At 62.6% G+C, this 18421-nt stretch carries 18 protein-coding genes; 13 read left to right on the top strand and 5 right to left on the bottom strand.

Going from position 1 to position 18421, the window contains the following annotated elements; translation table 11 throughout:
- Positions 1 to 25: 25 nt before the first annotated feature.
- On the bottom strand, positions 26 to 1798 hold the full coding sequence (locus P0D73_RS10250; protein WP_408177689.1) for a phospholipase D-like domain-containing protein: 1773 nt from the start codon (positions 1796 to 1798) through the stop codon (positions 26 to 28).
- A 280-nt stretch (positions 1799 to 2078) separates the two neighbouring features.
- Between P0D73_RS10250 and P0D73_RS10255 the strand changes: the two genes are divergently transcribed.
- Genes P0D73_RS10255 through P0D73_RS10275 form a run of 5 tightly spaced genes read left to right on the top strand, consistent with a single transcriptional unit; the run spans position 2079 to position 7183 of the window.
- Positions 2079 to 4469: an ATP-binding protein gene (locus tag P0D73_RS10255; protein ID WP_408431240.1), complete on the top strand. Its 2391-nt coding sequence runs from the start codon at positions 2079 to 2081 to the stop codon at positions 4467 to 4469.
- Between the two features lie 45 nt (positions 4470 to 4514).
- Positions 4515 to 5249, top strand: coding sequence for a methyl-accepting chemotaxis protein (locus tag P0D73_RS10260; protein ID WP_408177604.1), 735 nt, complete (start codon positions 4515 to 4517; stop codon positions 5247 to 5249).
- On the top strand, positions 5246 to 5788 hold the full coding sequence (locus P0D73_RS10265) for a hypothetical protein (RefSeq protein WP_408177605.1): 543 nt from the start codon (positions 5246 to 5248) through the stop codon (positions 5786 to 5788). The genes P0D73_RS10260 and P0D73_RS10265 overlap by 4 nt, the downstream gene beginning before the upstream one ends.
- Before the next feature lie 37 nt (positions 5789 to 5825).
- A complete protein-coding gene (locus P0D73_RS10270) occupies positions 5826 to 6797 on the top strand; it encodes a chemotaxis protein CheX (protein ID WP_408177606.1) in 972 nt (323 codons plus the stop codon).
- A gap of 20 nt (positions 6798 to 6817) precedes the next feature.
- A complete protein-coding gene (locus tag P0D73_RS10275; protein WP_007178665.1) occupies positions 6818 to 7183 on the top strand; it encodes a response regulator in 366 nt (121 codons plus the stop codon).
- Between the two features lie 231 nt (positions 7184 to 7414).
- On the opposite strand, the gene P0D73_RS10280 is transcribed toward P0D73_RS10275, so the two are convergent.
- Positions 7415 to 7555: a hypothetical protein gene (locus tag P0D73_RS10280; protein ID WP_408177607.1), complete on the bottom strand. Its 141-nt coding sequence runs from the start codon at positions 7553 to 7555 to the stop codon at positions 7415 to 7417.
- Positions 7556 to 8054: 499 nt separating this feature from the next.
- On the opposite strand from P0D73_RS10280, the gene P0D73_RS10285 reads away from it, so the two are divergent.
- Positions 8055 to 8801 (top strand): winged helix-turn-helix domain-containing protein, encoded by a 747-nt coding sequence (locus P0D73_RS10285; protein WP_132383435.1) that lies wholly within the window; start codon positions 8055 to 8057, stop codon positions 8799 to 8801.
- A 67-nt stretch (positions 8802 to 8868) separates the two neighbouring features.
- Here the strand turns inward: P0D73_RS10285 and P0D73_RS10290 are convergent, their stop codons facing one another.
- Complete coding sequence (locus P0D73_RS10290; protein WP_408177608.1) at positions 8869 to 9627, bottom strand: SDR family oxidoreductase; 759 nt, start codon at positions 9625 to 9627, stop codon at positions 8869 to 8871.
- 98 nt (positions 9628 to 9725) lie between these two features.
- Entirely contained in the window at positions 9726 to 10685 is a 960-nt protein-coding gene (locus P0D73_RS10295; RefSeq protein WP_408177609.1) for a GlxA family transcriptional regulator, read from the bottom strand.
- Between the two features lie 104 nt (positions 10686 to 10789).
- Here P0D73_RS10295 and P0D73_RS10300 point away from each other — a divergent pair, with 104 nt between their 5' ends.
- From P0D73_RS10300 to P0D73_RS10315, 4 genes are all read left to right on the top strand, one after another.
- Complete coding sequence (locus tag P0D73_RS10300) at positions 10790 to 11725, top strand: LysR family transcriptional regulator (protein ID WP_132383440.1); 936 nt, start codon at positions 10790 to 10792, stop codon at positions 11723 to 11725.
- Between the two features lie 111 nt (positions 11726 to 11836).
- Positions 11837 to 13030 carry a CaiB/BaiF CoA transferase family protein gene (locus P0D73_RS10305; protein ID WP_408177610.1) on the top strand — a complete coding sequence of 398 codons (1194 nt, stop codon included), beginning with the start codon at positions 11837 to 11839 and terminating at the stop codon, positions 13028 to 13030.
- Positions 13027 to 13980 carry a hydroxymethylglutaryl-CoA lyase gene (locus tag P0D73_RS10310; RefSeq protein WP_408431245.1) on the top strand — a complete coding sequence of 318 codons (954 nt, stop codon included), beginning with the start codon at positions 13027 to 13029 and terminating at the stop codon, positions 13978 to 13980. Before P0D73_RS10305 ends, P0D73_RS10310 begins: the two co-directional genes overlap by 4 nt.
- A 60-nt stretch (positions 13981 to 14040) precedes the next feature.
- Positions 14041 to 15372, top strand: coding sequence for an MFS transporter (locus P0D73_RS10315; RefSeq protein ID WP_408431247.1), 1332 nt, complete (start codon positions 14041 to 14043; stop codon positions 15370 to 15372).
- A gap of 21 nt (positions 15373 to 15393) precedes the next feature.
- Here P0D73_RS10315 and P0D73_RS10320 read toward each other — a convergent pair whose 3' ends face one another.
- Positions 15394 to 16980 (bottom strand): Na+/H+ antiporter, encoded by a 1587-nt coding sequence (locus tag P0D73_RS10320; RefSeq protein ID WP_408177612.1) that lies wholly within the window; start codon positions 16978 to 16980, stop codon positions 15394 to 15396.
- On the opposite strand from P0D73_RS10320, the gene P0D73_RS10325 reads away from it, so the two are divergent.
- The 3 genes from P0D73_RS10325 to P0D73_RS10335 all read left to right on the top strand — a co-directional run bounded on the left by P0D73_RS10325 (position 16967) and on the right by P0D73_RS10335 (position 18106).
- Positions 16967 to 17356, top strand: a complete 390-nt coding sequence (locus P0D73_RS10325) for a hypothetical protein (RefSeq protein WP_408177613.1) — start codon at positions 16967 to 16969, stop codon at positions 17354 to 17356. The two genes, P0D73_RS10320 and P0D73_RS10325, sit on opposite strands and share 14 nt — an antisense overlap.
- A 113-nt stretch (positions 17357 to 17469) precedes the next feature.
- A complete protein-coding gene (locus P0D73_RS10330) occupies positions 17470 to 17754 on the top strand; it encodes a hypothetical protein (protein ID WP_408177614.1) in 285 nt (94 codons plus the stop codon).
- Between the two features lie 79 nt (positions 17755 to 17833).
- Positions 17834 to 18106: a hypothetical protein gene (locus P0D73_RS10335; protein WP_408177615.1), complete on the top strand. Its 273-nt coding sequence runs from the start codon at positions 17834 to 17836 to the stop codon at positions 18104 to 18106.
- The last annotated feature ends 315 nt before the right edge of the window (positions 18107 to 18421 follow it).

Below are 18421 nucleotides of genomic sequence, written 5' to 3' on the forward strand. Positions count from 1 at the left end.
CGCGTAACGTTCGCCCGCGTGCGGTCTAATCACCGCCGTGCGCGAGCGCAACACGCGCTTTGTCTTCCGGACTGTCCGCAACGAAATACTTCTTCGCCCACGAGCCATCCGGCGCCAGCATCAAACGCTCATGCGTGCCGTCGTTCTTTTGCCGTATCGCCAACGCACGCGCCCGATAGTGCTCGTAGAGCCGCAGAAATTCCGCGAGATACGTGCCGGCGATGCGGCGGTCGCGAATCTCCAGCAGGTTCTCGTCGTTGAAATGTTCCGAGTTGTTGCTCATATTCGCCGAGCCCGTGTAGACAATCGGATTGGCGCCCTCTGCGTCGATCACCAGGAACTTGTGGTGAATGATGACTGGCGCGTAGCTCGGCGCGCGTTCGCCTGGAAAAAGGCGCAACTCGGGTTCGAAGCCTGCCGGCACGGTCGCCGGTGAAAAATACTCCGCGTCGATCACGTCGTGCTTGTCCCGGCCGCGGTGATATAGCTCCATGTTGGCGAGCGCGGTCGTCGAGACGATCTGCCCGTTTTTCTCCGCCTCCTCTGCTGCCTCCGCCGACTTCGGGCTGATGTGGTTGACGAGGCCGAACATCATCCGGCCTTTGTCGCCAGCCGCGAAACAGGCATCGCGCAGTGGCGCGTCGGTCGGCATGAAGAGGCAGAACACCACGGAGTGCTTCGCCTTGTTGATCGCGTCGACGATCGTGTCGATCTGCAAACGCGAGTCCTTCGCTTCCGGCGAAAAACAGACCCGCACTTTCGCGCTGCCGATCTGAATCGACTCGGACCAACCCGGCGTGAGCTTCGCCGTCGCCGCAATGCTCGGATTGCCGGCGAGCGCCTTGGCGCGTTCGCTGTACAGCGTGGCCAGTTCCGGCGAATCGAACAGATGGAGCACGTTCGCCTGCTCGGTGATGCCTTCGGTGGTGAAGTTGGCCGAGCCCGTCAGTACGCGCGCCGGTGACGCCTCGCCATTGCCGTTGTCCACCACGATGAACTTGTCGTGCATGATGTGCGTCTTGTCGCGCGGCGCGAACGTGGCGACATCGGCGAGCTCGTCGACGGCGGGTTGGTTCGGCGACGGTGCCGGTGGCTTGCCCTTCTGCGACACCTTGTGCGAGTCGTAAACGATGGCAAGCGATGCTTTGCCCTGCTTCTTGCCGAAAGCCTCGAAGGCAGGAATCGCCCAGAGCGGATCGGTCAGGTGGTACACCGCCGATGCCGCGCGATGCGCATGATCGAGCGTCAGCGTGAAGACTTCCTGCAAGTCGTTTGCAAGCCATTTGCGCAGGCGCAATGCCTGTTCCGCCGAAGGCGCTGCGTTCGGCGCGAGATGCAGCGCCTTGACTTTACGCGCGAACGCCTGCGAACTGACCACGGCGCGGTTGAACCACGAGCCGATGTTCGCCTCCATATGCGCGGGCAAAGTCAGCTTGCATTCGCCTTTTTGCGCGTCGAGCAATTGCGGCGCTGCCGGCGTGCCGACCACTGGATAGACGAGATAGGTGAACGACTTTTCCCGATCCGCCTCATCGATCCGCGCATCCCACCACATGAATTTCTGAATGGGCGCCTCATTCGTCGGCGCGTCTTTCTGCGTATCCGGCACCACGCCTTTGAACGTCAACCGGTTGGGCAGCCAGCTGCTGGCTTCGCGTTCGTGGCCATCGGCGGCGAGAAAACCCGGCGTCCGTTTGATGGCGAAACCGAGGAAGTCTTCGCGCTTGCCGCCTTCGGGCCAATCGAAAGCGAGTAGGACGAGTGTCGGGGACAGATAGCTGCGCACGCTTACATTCATCATTTGGCTCCATGATGTCGAATGGAGCTTTAGTCTGGATGCGCAGTTTGTTGAAATGGTGACAAGACGCGAAATCAAAAAAAGGTATTAATTAACGGCGTTTTATTCGGAAACTTTAGCAATATATTTAACGCGTTGAATGCGCTCTAAAAGTCTGCGGTCATCGCTTAGTAACATGCGTGCGCAATACTCCGCAGCGCTGCAAGTCAGACCAAATTTCGCATAAAACGCGCTGCTCCCAACGAGGGCTGACGCGAAGGCCAGACCCCGGGGGGTTCACATGACTATTCGTCATCGCATCACGCTATTGGTTGTTTTGATGTTCGTCGCCTTATCGGCGATCGGCGGCTACGCCGTCTACCAGACGCGCGGCAGCGCCGCCGAGGTGCGCAAGGTCACGGAAGGCGTCGTGCCCAGCGCGCTCGCTTCCGCCGACCTCGTGTCGCAAGTCAAGGATGTGCAGCTCGCCACCATGACGCTGGTCTACGCGCCCGACGCCAACATGGTTGCCCAGGCGCAGGACGACCTGACGAAGAAGCGGGCCTCGTTGCAACAGGCGCTCGCCTTGCAAGCGAAAGATGCCGCGAGCCACGCCCAGAAGGGTCTCGTCTCGCAGGCCAACGACAGCCTCGAAAACTATTTCTCCGCGATCGCCGAGACGGCCAAAATGAAGGCCGACGGTAAGAACGAACTCGCGCAGGCGTATCTGTTCGCTAATGTCGCGCAGTATCGCGACGAACTCGAAGGGATCGTCGAGACCTTGCGCGTCGAGAAGAATCGCGAGAAAGACGAGGCGATCAGCACGCTGAACACCACGCTCTCGACCACGACCACGGCAATCGCTGTTGTCACGGGCATCGCGATCATTCTGCTGACCTCCATCGGCTCGCTGCTCTACCGTCAGATCACGCGCCCGCTCAGCCGGATGCAAGCGATGATGAGCGAGATCGCCTCGAGCCAGGACTTTACGCGGCGTGTGCCGGTGGGCCGCCTGGATGAGATCGGCCATTCGATCGTCGCCTTCAACGGCATGATCGAGAAGATTCAGGAAAGCTCGGCGCAACTCAAGCAGAAAACCGCCGACATTCAGGCGATGTTGCAGAACATGCAGCAAGGCATTCTGACCGTGATCGACGGCGCGGTGATTCACACGGAGTACTCGGCGTATCTGGAAGACATCTTCGAAACGAAGGATATTGCCGGGCGCGGTTTGATGGATCTGGTGTTCGCGGATACCGATCTCGGTTCGGACGCGCTCTCGCAAGTGGATGCGGCCGCGCATGCGTGTCTTGGCGAAGACTGCATCAACTTCGTGTTCAATCAGCATCTGTTGGTCGGCGAGATTTCCAAACGCATGCCCGACGGCCGTGTGAAGATTCTCGATCTGAGCTGGTCAGCGATTACCGATGAAAACGACGTGATCGTGCGCCTGATGCTCTGCGTGCGTGACGTGACCGAATTGCGCAAGCTCGCGGCGGAAGCCAGCGAACAACGCCGCCGCCTCGACATGATCGGCGAAATTCTCGCGGTCAGCGAGGAGAAGTTCCACCACTTCATCGAAAGCTCGGCGGGCTTCATCAGCGAGAACGAGCGGATCATCCGCAAGCATTCGGAGGCGGATCACGCGGCGATTGCCGAACTGTTCCGCAACATGCACACCATCAAGGGCAATGCGCGGACCTACAACCTGCAGCATCTGACCAACGTCGTGCACGAAACCGAGCAGAGCTATCACGAGCTGCGCCAACCGGACGCGGATCGTTCGTGGGATCAGGAGCATTTGATGCGCGAACTGACGCGCGTGCGCGAAGCTATCGACAGCTACGCGAAGATCAATGAACAGAGCCTCGGCCGCAAGAACAAGAATCAGCCGAACGACGCCGGCAACTCCGGCCACTACGTGATGGTCGCGAAGGAACATATCCAGCACACACTGAGCATGCTGGACCAGACCAACGCCGGCGAACTGCATGAACTCCAGTCGATGCGCGATGCGCTGCGGCGCACGCTGAGCGCGCTGGGCAGCGAAAGCGTGCGCGACGCGCTCTCCGGCGTGCTGGACTCGCTGCCGTCGCTCGCGAGCGAATTGGGCAAGCCCGCGCCGACCGTGCGTATCGACGACAACGGCTACCGTCTGCGTGGCCAGGCGAGCGGCACGCTGAACAACGTGTTCATGCATCTGCTGCGCAATTCGATGGACCACGGCATTGAAACCGCCGAGGCGCGCAGCGCCCACGGCAAAGCACCAGCCGGCACGATCACTGTCGAAGTCGGCGTGGACAATGGCGCGCTGCAGATCACGCTCAGCGACGACGGCCGCGGCCTCGCGCTCGAACGCATTCGCGGCATCGCGATGGAGCGCGGCTGGATCGGCCGCGACGACACGCTGAGCGACGAAGCCATCGCCGATTTCATTTTCCGGCCAGGCTTCTCGACCGCGGAAACGGTCACGGAGTTGTCGGGCCGCGGTGTCGGTATGGACGCCGTGCGCGACTTCCTCAAGCGCGCGAACGGCAGCATCGAACTGCGCTTCACCGACGATCACAAGGGCGCGGCGTTCCGTCAGTTCCAGACCATCGTCTGTCTGCCGGATAGCCTCGCCGTCGATACGCTCGGCTTGGAAGCGCGCGGCGAAGCCGCGGCACTGCAACTCGACGCGATGGCGGACTGAGCGCCGCATCGGCGTACGTCGCGACGGAATTCGAAGGGAACGGTTGTGATTCAACAGTATGTATTGGCGATGGCTGCAGGCAGCGCGGTGACCGCGCTGCTGGCATTTGCCGCGCACAAGCTGCACAGCGCGAAGCTGACGGCACGGCTGCGCGCCGAAGCGCAAGCCAGCATTTCCAGGCTCGAGGCTGAGCGGGCCGATCATGGCACAGCCATTCGCGCGCGAGAGCAGGTCGAGCAGGAACTCCTCGCTTTGACCACGCAGTTGCGCGAGGACCTGATGCAGCAATCGGCAAGCGCCGACGAACTGCGCGCCTCATTGAAAGCGGCCGCCGAGGACAAAGATCAATTGGCGCATCAGGCGCGGCAGATCGCTGGCGAAGCCGAGCGTCTGAAGAGTCTCGGTGCGACGTTCGAGCGCTGGCACGAACAGATGATTTCGCTGATGACGCAAAACCACGACATGCACGCGAAGAATCAGGAGCTGTCGTCGATTGTGCGGCACGTGGTGATCGTGTCGCTGAACGCGTCGATCGAAGCTGCACGCGCGGGGCCTGCCGGACGCGGCTTCGCGGTGGTGGCGAGCGAAGTGCGCGCGCTCGCCGCGCGTTCCGAGGAATTGTCGAAGAGCTATCGCGACAGTTTGCACCGCAACGACCTGACCACGACGTCCACGTTTCAGGACATTCAGGCGGGCGGCAAGATGATCGCGGCATCGCTCGCGAGCGTCGAGTCGCTGGCCCATCAGTTTCATTCGAAGCTGCACGAGGTGGCGGTGTGATCTCGGCCCACGCCAAGGACAGCTTCGACCGCATTTTCCGCAAGGCTGCGCAGGCGCGTTTGCCGCTGGATTCAGGCGAGCTGTGCGAGATCGCGCCGATAGCGGACGCCAGCGTCGGCGTATCCAAAGATACGCAAGTGGTCGTGCTGACCATTTCGTCGATCGTATTCAGGCTGCTGCTGATTCTTCATTTCGACGAAGACGACACCACACGCGGCTACTACCTGAAAGACACGGCGGACGAGCGCCCCTTCCAGGAAGTCTTTCTGGAAATCTGCAACCTGTGTTGCGGGGCGATGAATCAGGAATTGCTGCGCTACTTCCCCGACCTCGGCATGTCGACGCCTTATGTGCTGAACGCGCGTTGCCTGCCGCATCTGCATGAATTGAAGCCGGCTCTGTTGTCGTCGTATGCGATCACGCTCGACGGCAGCGTGCGGCTTGCCGCGACGGTGTGCGTGTGCGCGCATGCGTCGCTCGACTTCGTCGCCGATACGAGCGTTGTCGAAGAAACCAGCGGCGAGCTGGAGTTGTTCTGATCGTGAAATGGATAGCCGCTGTGAGCAGGAACGCGACATGAACATGAACAAGCCCGTCAGCAAAGTGCTGGTGCTGGACGACTGCCCGGCGCACAAAGAGGCGCTGAAGCGCTTTTGCGACGAGAACAATCTGGTCGGCGTGAAAGTCGGCAAGAACCGCTTGCAGTCGGTGCTGCGCTCGAATATCGATCTGGGCGCGGTGCTGTTCGCCGAGAGTTACGGCGGCTCGCCGGAAGCGAGCGCCGAGATCGCGATCAGGATCAACGCGGTGCGCCCCGAGTTGCCGATCATCATGCGCCGGGATAACGACCCAGGCATGGACGGCTTGCCGGAGAGCCTGCGGCGCGTAGTCTGCGCCGCGTACGTCGCGCACGATATGGCGCCGCTGCGCCAGGTGATCGACGACTACATCTTCAGCCTGGATTATCCGAACGCACTAGTGCGCGGCATCGCCGACATGACGCAGGCCATTCTCGGCGACGTGTTCAAGGACCTGACCATCACGTGCGACACGCCGTATATCGTGCGCGACCGCATCATCTTCGGCGAGGTGTTCAGCCTGATTCCGCTGGAAAGCGCCTGGTGCCGCGGCTACATGATGATGCAGGCCGAAGAGACGCCGATCCTCGAACTGCTCGATCGTTATCAGATGATCGACAACGCGCGGCACGGCGAAGCGGATTTCCGCGACCTGAACAGCGTGCTCGGCGAAGTGACGAATCTGATCTGGGGTTCCTTCAAGAACCGCTATGTCGGCGATGCGGACGCCTGGGCGCGCAGCCAGGTGCAGGTGCCGCTGCTGGTGAATCACAAGCACAAGTACATCTCGTTCGGCAGCGGCAATCCGCAACTGTGCTTCACGTACTGGCTGAAGGATCCGCAGTCGAGCCGTGCGGTCAAGTTGCATCAACGTTTTGTGTTCAGCCTGAGCTGGTCGCCGGAAGACTTCAAGGAAGTCACGGACGACGTCGGCGCAATGGTCGAGGCAGGCGAACTGGATCTGTTCTGAGTGTTGTCATAGGAAAAAACATGTCGAAAATTCTGGTGGTGGATGACTCGAGCACGGTGCGCGACGAAGTGGCCGGCTTTCTGAAGAAGAACGGTCTGGACGTCGACACGGCCGTGGACGGCAAGGACGGCCTCGCCAAGCTGAAGGCCAGCCCCGGTATCAAGCTGGTGATCAGCGACGTCAACATGCCGAATATGGACGGTCTGACGATGGTCGAGAAGATTCGCGGCGAGCTCGCCAACAAGACCGTCAACGTCATCATGCTCACAACCGAGAGCAGCCCGGCAATGAAGGAGCGCGGCAAGGCGGCCGGCGTGAAAGGCTGGATCGTCAAGCCGTTCAAGGGCGACGCGGTGCTGGAAACGTTCCGCAAACTGGCAAGCTAAGCGCTTGTTTCGCTGCAAGCGAGCGCAAAGGTGAGGTTTTTCGGGAGCTTCGCGCAGGCCGGTGTTTGAGTCTGTTTCGCAGTCGCGGCGACTGTCGAAATACGGGAAAAACGCTAGTAAACCGGCTGGCGCAGTGATCGAGGCGATGCTTCCGGATGCCTCCGCTTGATCAAAGGTGAGACTATTCGGGACCATCCGGGTATTCGCACAAGGCTCGCCACAAAGCCTGGTTTATTGCGACATGCGCTGACCATGCCGCTTTTTCTGCTCATAAAGCCTCATCGCGCCTCGGATCGAAAACGGTGAGCGGCAAATTCGATCGGCACTCACCACGATGCTTTGTTTCAGCACGATGGTGTTGCTGGCCAGCATATATCGATCACAGCACCCATCCCCCGCGCGAATCGCGCATCTCCATCACGTGCGAAGCCCTGCACGTACACGGCTGCTTACCTGGGTATGCAAATTACTCCATCGGCTTTAAAGGTGAGAGTTTGCGGGAGTGGCCTGTTCTGGAGTAGTCGAACCACGCCCAGCATGCCTTTGCGGCCTGCCCCCAAGCTCGAAAGGTGAGGGTTTTCGGGAGCAATTCGACGCCTGCCTTGCCCCGAACCCCAAGCGCTCCGTGTCAAAGGTGAGGTTTTTCGGGAGCCCACCCGCAAATCGTACGGTGCGCCACACGCGCGGACTCATATCACGTTTCGCGTTGAAAGAGTTGGGAAGAAATTGGCAACCTAGGGGGCTGTTCCGCGTTTTGAGAACAGCCGCATGCGGGGAAGATGGCGACGCGGACGACAGGGTGCGCGGATCGGCTATATCCGCATGCCAGATGCCTGTCTCTGAAAAACGATCGTCTCCTGGAATCAGTTGGATGAGTCAGCATATTCTTTTCGTGGGTGCCGACGCCGGCTTGACTGCCGTGGTGGGCGAATCATTGCGCGGTCAGGGCTGCGGCGTGTCAGCACGTCCGCCTGCTGCCGGGCTCAAGCATGTGGTCGAGATGGAGCGGCCTTCGTTGCTGGTGCTCGACATCTCGGCGCCGCACGGCGACGGCCTCGCCGTGTTGCGTGACTTGCGCATGAGCGGCAACGACGTGCCCGTGATTCTGCTATCGGCAAGCAGTAAAGCGATTGATCGCGTGATCGGTCTCGAACTCGGCGCCGACGACTTCATGAGCAAGCCCGCCGACCCGGCCGAACTGCTCGCGCGCATTCGCGTCTTGCTGCGACGGCGCGGCTCACTCGCGCCTGGCGCGCCGGAGACTCGACCGCCGTATCGCTTCGGCCGCTGCGAGCTGAACTTCTCCGCGCGCGAATTGCGCCGCGACAACGAGCACTTCGCGTTGCGCAGTTCGGAGTTCGCGTTGCTCAAGATCTTCGTCAATCACGCGATGACCGTGCTCACGCGCGTGCAACTCAACGAGAAACTGCGCGGCAATAGCGTGTTGCATCAAGGGCGCAGCCTGGACGTGTCGATCTGGCGGCTGCGTCGGCTGATCGAAATCGATCCCTCGGAGCCGCGCTATGTGCAAACGGTGTGGGGACGCGGCTATGTGTTCGTGCCGCACGGCGAACTCGGTGCGGCCGAGCGCGATGTGATGGTCGCGCCCGGCGTGTAAATCGGCGGGGAGTCAGGCGAAAGGTGAGGGTTTTCGGGAGCGCTCGATGCGCCCCGTTATCAGCGCATTAAGCCGGCTTCGCGATCTCGCGAATATCCGCGACCGGCGTTTGGCCAAATGCATCGCTCAATGCGTAATCGAGCAACTGGGTGGCGCATTGCTCGGGCGTCGACAGTTGGCCGTTGCGCTTGAGGTCTTCGAATCTTTCGCGCATGGGGAACTGTTCGACGCCGCTGCCGCGAATCTCCGCCTGCATATTCGTATCGATCACACCGGGCGCCAGACTGCAGATACGCAACGCACGATTCACGTCGAGTGCGACAGCGCGAGCGTGATGATCGAGCGCGGCCTTCGTCGCGCAGTAGATGCTCCAGCCGGGATACGCATTGCGCGCCGCGCCGCTGGAAATGTGCACGATGCGCCGGTCGGTTGCGTCGACGGCGGCCGCGGCGAGCGCGCTGGCCAGCATCAACGGCGTGGCGACGTTGAGGCTCACGGCGGTCGCGATGGATGTCGCGTCTTGTCCTTCAATCGGGCCGATGGGCTGCACCATCCCCGCGTTGTTGATCAGCAGAACCGTTTGCGCGCCGCTGACGAAGCCACGCAGCGCATCGCTCGCGATCCATTGCGCGACGCGTGCGGTGTCGGCCAGTTCCAGTTCGATTTCTTCGAGCAGCGTCGGGAAGCGCGCTTTGAGCGCGGCATGACGCGAGCGGGACAAGCCCAGCACCGCGATCCCGCGAGCCAGAAGTTGTTCGGCGAGCGCCTCGCCCAGACCGCGCGTGTGGCCGGTGACGATCGCACGGATCGGGGAAGAAGTGGTCATGTCGGTCCTTGGGATCGTTGGCTTGGAAAGGCCGCTATTTTCTCACGCGACATTTTTCCGCGTGCGGCGGCCCTCACTGCGAGCGCGTGCGTTTCACGTCAAGCCGAGCGAAAACGCTCGCGATACTGCATCGGCGTCGCGCCGATTCGCTTGGCGAAGACAATGCGCATGCGGTCCGCCGTGCCGAAGCCGCAGTCGTACGCAATCGCCTTGAGCGCCGCGCCGCTGCTTTCGAGCAGCTTGCGCGCCGCATCCACGCGGGCGCGCTCGACGAATTCATGCGGCGTCACGCCGGTCTCCTGCACGAACACGCGCGCGAAGTTGCGCGCGCTCATGCCCGCGACGTCCGCCAGTTGCTTCACCGTGAAGCTCTCGCGAATCCGTTCCATGACGTGCGCCTGGACTTTGGCGACTGGCGAGGTGTCGTCGGCGGGCGCGGTCAGGTAGGGGCTGAATTGCGACTGGCCGCCTTGCCGCTGCGCGAATACCACCAGACGTTTGGCGACGGCGAGCGCCGTGTGCGGACCGTGATCCTCGGCGACTAAAGCGAGCGACAGATCGATGCCCGCAGTCACGCCGGCCGATGTGACGAGTTGCCCATCGCGCAGATAGATGCGGTCGAAGTCGACGCGCGCCTTTGGAAATTGTGCCGCCAGTTGCGCTGCGTGCTGCCAATGCGTCGTGACGTTGCGGTCGTCGAGCAGGCCCGCGTGACCGAGCGCGAACGCGCCGGTGCAGATCGAACCGTAGCGGCCGCACTGGGGGGCGACGTTCGCCAGCCAGTCCAGCAGGGGCGCATCAGGCGTGGTGTCCGGCAGTTCGGGGCCGCCCGCGACCAACGCAAGATCGAACGGACCGCGTGCCTTGTCGAAGGTAGCGTCGGCGACCAGCATCATGCCGTTGGATGCTCGCAGCGGTGCGGCTTGGGCGCTGAGCAACCTCACCTCGTAAGCATCCGCGGACGCGACGAACCGGTTGGCTTCGGAAAACACGTCGACCGGGCCGGCGACGTCGAGCGCCTGCACGCCGGGAAAGATCGCGATCGCGACGGTGGGCATCGGAAGACTTCCTTTGACGAGGGACGGGATCCGCGAGGCACGGCACCTATTTTCTGCATCTGGCGTCAGAATAGGCGGATCGCACAACAACGCGGCGTCTCGCCATGGTAATCAAAAACCTTCTCCGAAGGCTCGACCTCACCACGCTGCAACTCTTCCTCGCGGTTTACGAAGAAGGCACCCTCACGCGTGCCGCCGAGCGCGAGGCGATCGCCGTCTCCGCCGCGAGCAAGCGTCTGCTCGAACTCGAACAGGCGGTCGGCGCCACGCTGTTCCAGCGCAACGCGCGCGGCATGACGCTCACGCCGGCAGGCGAAACGCTGCTGCATCACGCGCGCCGCGTGATGCGCGACATCGAGAATATCGGCATCGAACTGGCCGGTCATGCGAGCGGCGTGCGCGGCTATGTGCGCATGATGGCGAACCTGTCGGCGATCGTCGAATTCCTGCCGGAAGATTTGCGCGCGTTCCAGTTGCAGCATGAGCGCGTCAAGCTCGATCTGGAAGAGCGGCCGAGCGGCGGCGTGGTCGAAGCCGTCGACGACAGCCTCGTCGACGTCGGCATCTGTTCCGGCGACGCCGACACGCGCGACCTGCACGTCGAACACTACCGGCGCGATTCACTGGTCCTCGTGATGCGCGACGATCATCCGTTGGCGGCGCGCGAAAGCGTCGCCTTCGTCGAAACGCTGGACGGCGATCACGTTGGCCTGCACGCCGCGAGTTCCATCAATGCCCGCACGCATCTCGCCGCGCGTCAGGCGGGCAAGCCGCTGCGACTGCGCATCCACGTGCCCGGCTTTGACGCGGTCTGCCGGATGGTGCAGGCCGGCATGGGCGTCGGCGTGTTGCCGCTGAAGGTGTATCAACTCATGGGCCGTCCGCTGGGTCTGGTCGGCGCACCGCTCGAAGACGACTGGTCGGAACGCAGCCTCGTGCTGGTGGTGCGCGACGTCGACGCATTGTCGCCGGTGAGCCGCCTGCTGTTCGACCATCTACGCTCGATCGAAGCCTCGGAAGCCCCGCCCACCACTGCTTGACGAAGAGCGTTCGCCGTTCGCGAACGGTCGTTGGCGAATTGCGGTTGGACGCCGCAGCCGCGCCGCTCATAAGCTGTCTCTCAACACGAAACCAGCTTCGGAGACAGCATTATGGGTGGACCCCTTCAGGGTATCCGCGTCATCGAGATCGGAACCCTCATCGCCGCGCCGTTTGCCGCGCGCCTCATGGCCGAGTTCGGCGCCGACGTCATCAAGATCGAAGCGCCCGAGACCGGCGATCCCCTTCGCAAATGGCGCAAGCTGCATGAGGGCACCTCGCTCTGGTGGTATCTGCAGTCGCGCAACAAGAAGTCCATCTGCGTGAATCTGAAGTCGGCGGACGGTGTCGAGATCGTCAAACGGCTCGCGGCCGATGCCGATGTCGTGATCGAAAACCTTCGCCCCGGCGCGCTGGAAAAGCTCGGCCTCGGCTGGGACGTGCTGCACGCAATCAATCCGAAACTGACGATGGTCCGCATCTCCGGCTATGGCCAGAGCGGCCCATACCGCGATCGGCCGGGCTTCGGCGCGATCGGCGAAGCAATGGGCGGCATCCGTTACACGACCGGTGATGTGGACGGCGCGCCGGCGCGCGTCGGCGTGAGTCTCGGCGATTCGCTCGCGTCGCTGCATGGCGTGATCGGCGCGTTGATGTCGCTGCTGCGCGTGAAGACGGGGCAGGGCGAAGGCCAGGTGGTCGATGTCTCGCTGGTCGAGAGCGTGTTCAACCTGATGGAAAGCCTCGTGCCCGAATACGATCTGCTTGGCCATGTGCGCGAGCGCAGCGGCGGCGCGCTGCCGGGCATCGCGCCGTCGAACACGTATCGCACCGAAGACGAGGGCTTCGTCGTGATCGCCGGCAACAGCGATCCGATTTTCAAGCGCCTGATGCAGGTGATCGGCCGTCCCGATCTCGCCGACGATCCCGCCTTGGCGCGTAACGACGGCCGCGTTCAACACTGCGCAATGCTCGATCAGGCGATCACCGAATGGACCTCGCACCACTCCACCAACGACGTGCTGGCGGCGCTCGAACGCGCTGAAGTGCCGTCTGGGCGCATCTATTCGGTGGCCGACATCGTCGCCGATCCGCACTACCAGGCGCGCGACATGTTATTGCAGGCGCAACTGCCGGGCGGCGCGTCGGTGAAGATGCCGGGCATCGTGCCGAAGCTCTCGGACACGCCTGGCGAAGTGCGCTGGCAAGGGCCGACGCTCGGCGAGCATACCGGCAGCGTGCTCAGCGAACTCGGATTCGCCAACGAAGATATCGAGCGGCTCCGCCGCGAAGGAGCCGTGCAATGAATCGCGTTTTGAACACCCCGCACTACGACAAACTGATCGTGCAGGAAGTGGCGCCGCGCGACGGCTTGCAGATCGAACCCACCTGGGTCGACACGCCGGACAAGATCGCGCTGATCAACGCGCTATCCACTGCGGGCTTCACGCGCATCGAGGCCGGCTCGTTCGTTTCACCGAAAGCGATTCCCGCGCTGCGTGACGGCGAGGCCGTGTTCCAGCAGATCGAGCGGCAACCGGGCGTGATTTACGTCGCGCTGATTCCGAATCTGAAGGGCGCCGAACGCGCGCTGGCTTCGCGAGCGGATGAACTGAACCTGGTGATGTCCGCGAGTCAGACGCACAACCGCGCCAACATGCGGATGAGCTGCGAGTCGTCGCTGGTGGCGTTCGGCGATATCGTGCAGCACGTGAAGGGCTCGGGCGTGCCGTTGAACGCGTCGGTGGCGACCACGTTCGGCTGTCCGTTCGAAGGCAAGATCGACGAAGACCGCGTGATCAGCATTGTCGATACGTATCGCGAGATGGGGATCGAGGGCATCACGCTCGCCGACACGACCGGCATGGCGAACCCGCGGCAGGTGACGCGACTGGTCACGCGCGTGCTCGAACGACTGCCGGCCGCCGCACTCACGCTGCACTTTCACAACACGCGCGGGCTGGGTCTTGCGAATGTGCTGGCGGCATACGAAGCCGGCGCGCGCCGCTTCGACGCCGCGTTGGGCGGCCTCGGCGGCTGCCCGTTCGCACCGGGCGCGTCCGGCAACATCTGCACAGAAGACCTCGTGAACATGTGCGACGAAATGGGCATTCCCACCGGGATCGATCTGGAAAAGCTGATCGCGCTGTCGCGCGGCTTGCCCGCGTTGCTCGGCCACGACGTGCCGGGGCAACTGGCAAAGGCGGGTCGTAACTGCGACCTGCATCCCGTACCCGAATACGTTCTACAAATCTAACCCTCCCCTAATCGATTAAACGACCGGACGGCTTCGCCGAATCCGGCATTGGAGACGAACATGAGTGAACTGGGCGCAGTCGCAACCGGCAACCGCGAGCACAGCGCGAACGATGCTTCGGCCATCATCCGCAAAGTGGCGTGGCGGTTGATGCCGCTGATCATGATCTGCTATCTGTTTGCATTTTTTGACCGCATCAACATCAGCTTCGCGAAGTTCCAGTTGCAGAGCGACCTCGGCTTGTCCGATACCGCATACGGTCTCGGTGCGAGCCTGTTCGTGATCGGTTACGTGCTGTTCGAAGTCCCGAGCAATCTGTTTCTGTACAAGGTCGGCGCGCGGCGCTGGATCGCGCGGATCATGATCTCGTGGGGACTGGCGACGGCCGCAATGGTGTTCGTCAACAACGAGTGGCAGTTCTACGGGTTGCGTTTCGTGATCGGCGCAATGGAAGCGGGCTTCGCGCCGGGCGTGCTGTACTACCTGACGCTGTGGTTTCCGCCGAGCTATCGCGGGCGTATCACGTCGATGCTGTTTCTCGCGTCCGCGTTTTCCGGCCTGGTCGGCGCGCCGCTCGCGGGGCTCGTGATCGGACACATGAACGGCGTGCTGGGCATGCCTGGCTGGCACTGGCTGTTTCTGCTCGGCGGGTTGCCGTGCATCGTGCTCGGCTATCTGGTGCTGAAGCTGCTGAAGGATCGTATCGAAGACGCGGGTTGGCTGTCGCCGGCAGAAAAGTCCTTTCTGTCCGGGCAGATTGCGCAGCAGAGCCGTCATCCGGACACCGGGCATTCGTTGATGGGTGCCATCAGAACGCCGGGCTTTCTCACGCTTGGGCTGGTGTATTTCCTGATTCAGGTGGCGTCGTACGGCTTGAATTTCTGGGCGCCGCATCTGATCCACGTGGCGGGCACGAACAACCCGACGGTGATCGGTTTGTTGACGGCGGTGCCTTATATTGCCGGCGCAATCTGCATGGTAGTGGTCGGGCGCTTGTCCGATGCGAGCGGCGAACGGCGCAAGTTCGTGTTCGGCTTGCTGGTGATGTCGGCGATCGGCTTCTTTGCAGCGGGGTTCTTCGACAAGCAGACGGCGTTGCTGGTCGTCGCGCTGGCTGTGATGGGCGCGGGCGTGGTCGCTTCGATTCCGGCGTTCTGGGCGTTGCCGCCGAAGCTCGTCACGGGCGCCGGCGCCGCCGGTGGGATCGCCTTGATCAATACGCTCGGGCAGCTCGGCGGCATTGTGAGCCCGATCATGGTGGGGCGCGTGCGAGACCTGACCGGTAGTACGACGCCGGCCTTGTACGTGATCGGCGCGATGAGCCTGGTGTGCGCGCTGATCGTGTTGTACGGATTGCCTGACTCATTGCGACGCAAGGAAGCCGCGCGGTAAAGGCTGACCTGACGCGATCGGTCAGCCCCTGCCATGCAACGCGGCGATTTCCTGCAGGTCCAGATCGTGTTCGAGAACGGTCAGCAGTTCATCGTGAAGCAAGCCCGTTCGATGCAGCTGCAATAGCTCGACGCGTGCCGCCGAAACGGCGGCCAGCACCACGTCGTAGTGCGCGGCGCGTTCTTTCGCAGGAAAGGTGGCTTCGTCCTGATGGGCCTCGGTAATGCGCGCACGATAGCTGTACTGTTCCAGCAAGCGTGGATGAATCACGCTGCCATCCGCCCCATGCACGAGCGGCTGAATGGCGGCGAGCTGCGCGGCTTCGAGCCGTGCCCACGCCTGCGGCTCGGTCAGATGCTGTTCGTTTCGTTCTGCTGCGTGGTCCGGATTAATCCAGCGAATCAGCGCTCCGATCGTCGTGCCTTGACCGAGCACCGTCACCAGAATCACGGCAAATGAGGCGACCAGGATCAGATCGCGGCCGGGCATCTCCTCAGGCAAGGAGAGCGCGATAGCCAGCGTGACCACGCCTCGCATGCCGGCCCAGCTCGTGACGGTGGCCGAGCGCCAGTCGGGTGTGCCGCCCGTGCGGCGCGCCAATTTGCACACCAGCGCCTTCAACCATTCCACCGCGAAGACCCACACGAATCGCGACAGCACGACCACCGCGAGCACCGCGCCGACGGCGGGGGCGAACGCGGCCAACACGTCGCCGACGCCGCCTAGCCGCACGATCACGCCGCGCAGCGACAGTCCGATCAGAATGAACACCAGCGCTTCCATCAGGAAGATCACGACCTGCCAGAAGGCCGTGCCGCGCATGCGTACCGCCGCCGAAAAGACTTCGTGCTGATGCCAGCCGAGCACCATCCCGCAACTCACGGTCGCGATCACGCCCGACACATCCAGCGTGTCGCCGACGATGTAGCTGGTCCACGCGGACAGGGTCGATGCGGTGATGATGAGGTATGCGTCGTCGAGATAACGCAGAAGCTTGACGACCACGAAACCGATCGCCACGCCCACCGCTATGCCGCCCAGTGCGAGCACGGCGAAGCGTCCGATCGCATGCTGCGCGCTGAAGGTGCCGGTTAGCGCGGCTGCGACGGCGAAGCGGAACAGCACGAGGCCGGCGGCGTCGTTGAGGAGGCTCTCGCCTTCGAGCAGCACCATCAGGCGGCGCGGCAGCGCGACGCGTTCGAGCACCGCCTTCGCGGCGACGGCGTCGGGCGGCGAGACGATCGCACCTAGGGCGAAGCACGCGCCCCACGGCAGAGCGGGCACGACCCAATGCACGACCAGACCGACCGTGAGCGTGGTGAACGCGACGGCGCCGATCGCGAGCAGCAGGATGCCGCCAAGATTGCCCTTGAACTCGTCCCACACGGAGAAGTACGCGCCGTCCATGAGGAGCGGCGGCAGGAACACGATCAGGACCAGTTCGGGATCGAGATTGAAGCGTGGCAGTCCGGGCACGAAGGCCATTGCGGCGCCGCCGACCAGCAGCGCGGCGGCTGGCGGCAGACGCAGCCGCTTGGCAAGTAGTTCGAGACCGATGATCGCGACGAGCGACAGCAGGACGACTTTGAAGCCCATGACGGACGACATGTTCGGCCTCGGCAAATGGCTGGGGAACTACTTTTTATCACACCGCGGGTGGGGTGCCTTTGGAGACTTTCATGAACGTGCAGAAACTGATGGCGATGGGAATCGCCCTGGGGCGACAGGACGCCCCCTACCGAAAGCGATGACGAAACGCCTGTCCCCCCAGCAGCTCAGACAGCTCGTGAACCTGATCGTGCTGCTGCGCCAGCAGCGCCAGTTCAACCGGTCAGGTCAGGTGCCCGTGACGCCGGAGCTGCAGCAGCAGGCGAAAACGCTGGCCGCGTTCGGTGGAGCTGCCCGCAGCCACGCAGCTTACTCGGTAGCCGCTAGTTTCGGCGGCCTAAGCCTGTATCGAACACCCTTTCCGCTGTGCGAATGATAAAGGACGATGTAGAGATAACCGTCGGTCATCATTTTCACTGAATCTTCGTCCTGGTCGCACATGCCAATCCATTGCGCACCGGGCTCGAAGGGTAGGATCAGGAGGCAATCATGAACCAGTGGACTTCGGGGTGCGGTCGTATCGTGCTGTCCATGTCGCTGGAGCAGGCTTGCGGTGCGTACCATCCTGGGCGCTGCGATGACGAAGTGCGCGCACTGTCAGAAGTTGACGAGGTCAGTCGCCAGCTCACGGCGCTCGACCCGGCGCTTGTACGTGAGGAACTGAAGCAGTACGGCGCCTGGGACGAGGCCGAACTTGCCGACCATGAGCAGAATCTCCAGCGCCTGCTATGGCTGGCAGCGGGCAGCGTGACCGAGGGAGATCCTGATGCATAACTGTCATCCATTCCGTCGCGCCGTGCGCAGGCACGGTCGCCGCAAGGACGACACCGACCGGTGTCTGAAGGAGAGAGCCATGTACACGATGACGCTACGCGAGCAGGCGGACGTGCTCGCACGTATTTCGGCTACCGCGCCGCATGACACGGCGCGCAGTGCTGCCATCACGGCCGTGCGCGAGGACCGTGCAACCGCATTGCAGGTGCTGGAAATTCACCATTGCCTGCAACGCTGGGCCGAACTCGGCAAGGGCATTGCCCGCGACGAGGCACGGCGTGCGCTCGCCCAGGTGGAGGGCGACACGCCGGGAGTGCGGTGGTACGAGACGGGAGGTGGAAGCAGGGGATAGCACAACAAGTGACTTGCAGACGCGAAGTGCATGAGTTTATCGGGACAACACATCGCACTACTATTCGAATGCGGCACTTCCCCAGTGTCGTAACTCTCGACACAGGGGCGTCCTTAGTTGCGCTTCGTTTGGGGTGGCCACCACGGCACCCCGTTTTTTTGGGAGGTCCTGTCGCTTGATCTCCGCAAGCGATCTCCCTTGGTCCACCTGTTTCCTTTTCTCATTCATGTTCCGATGGATCCTGACAGGGGCACGTGTAGTTTCCCAAGCATTTCGTCAGCGCCGATAAAGCGATGTTTGTGCCGGCACAAAAAG

This window comes from Paraburkholderia sp. RL18-101-BIB-B (assembly GCF_046026985.1).
In the GTDB taxonomy this organism is placed as follows: domain Bacteria; phylum Pseudomonadota; class Gammaproteobacteria; order Burkholderiales; family Burkholderiaceae; genus Paraburkholderia.

Coding starts and splice junctions, on each gene's coding strand:
- P0D73_RS10285 (WP_132383435.1), top strand. CDS start 8,055: ATGAGTCAGCATATTCTTTTCGTGGGTGCCGACGCCGGCTTGACTGCC.
- P0D73_RS10335 (WP_408177615.1), top strand. CDS start 17,834: ATGTACACGATGACGCTACGCGAGCAGGCGGACGTGCTCGCACGTATT.
- P0D73_RS10275 (WP_007178665.1), top strand. CDS start 6,818: ATGTCGAAAATTCTGGTGGTGGATGACTCGAGCACGGTGCGCGACGAA.
- P0D73_RS10320 (WP_408177612.1), bottom strand. CDS start 16,980: ATGTCGTCCGTCATGGGCTTCAAAGTCGTCCTGCTGTCGCTCGTCGCG.
- P0D73_RS10330 (WP_408177614.1), top strand. CDS start 17,470: ATGAACCAGTGGACTTCGGGGTGCGGTCGTATCGTGCTGTCCATGTCG.
- P0D73_RS10290 (WP_408177608.1), bottom strand. CDS start 9,627: ATGACCACTTCTTCCCCGATCCGTGCGATCGTCACCGGCCACACGCGC.
- P0D73_RS10300 (WP_132383440.1), top strand. CDS start 10,790: ATGGTAATCAAAAACCTTCTCCGAAGGCTCGACCTCACCACGCTGCAA.
- P0D73_RS10305 (WP_408177610.1), top strand. CDS start 11,837: ATGGGTGGACCCCTTCAGGGTATCCGCGTCATCGAGATCGGAACCCTC.
- P0D73_RS10315 (WP_408431247.1), top strand. CDS start 14,041: ATGAGTGAACTGGGCGCAGTCGCAACCGGCAACCGCGAGCACAGCGCG.
- P0D73_RS10325 (WP_408177613.1), top strand. CDS start 16,967: ATGACGGACGACATGTTCGGCCTCGGCAAATGGCTGGGGAACTACTTT.
- P0D73_RS10280 (WP_408177607.1), bottom strand. CDS start 7,555: ATGCTGGCCAGCAACACCATCGTGCTGAAACAAAGCATCGTGGTGAGT.
- P0D73_RS10255 (WP_408431240.1), top strand. CDS start 2,079: ATGACTATTCGTCATCGCATCACGCTATTGGTTGTTTTGATGTTCGTC.
- P0D73_RS10310 (WP_408431245.1), top strand. CDS start 13,027: ATGAATCGCGTTTTGAACACCCCGCACTACGACAAACTGATCGTGCAG.
- P0D73_RS10250 (WP_408177689.1), bottom strand. CDS start 1,798: ATGAATGTAAGCGTGCGCAGCTATCTGTCCCCGACACTCGTCCTACTC.
- P0D73_RS10295 (WP_408177609.1), bottom strand. CDS start 10,685: ATGCCCACCGTCGCGATCGCGATCTTTCCCGGCGTGCAGGCGCTCGAC.
- P0D73_RS10270 (WP_408177606.1), top strand. CDS start 5,826: ATGAACATGAACAAGCCCGTCAGCAAAGTGCTGGTGCTGGACGACTGC.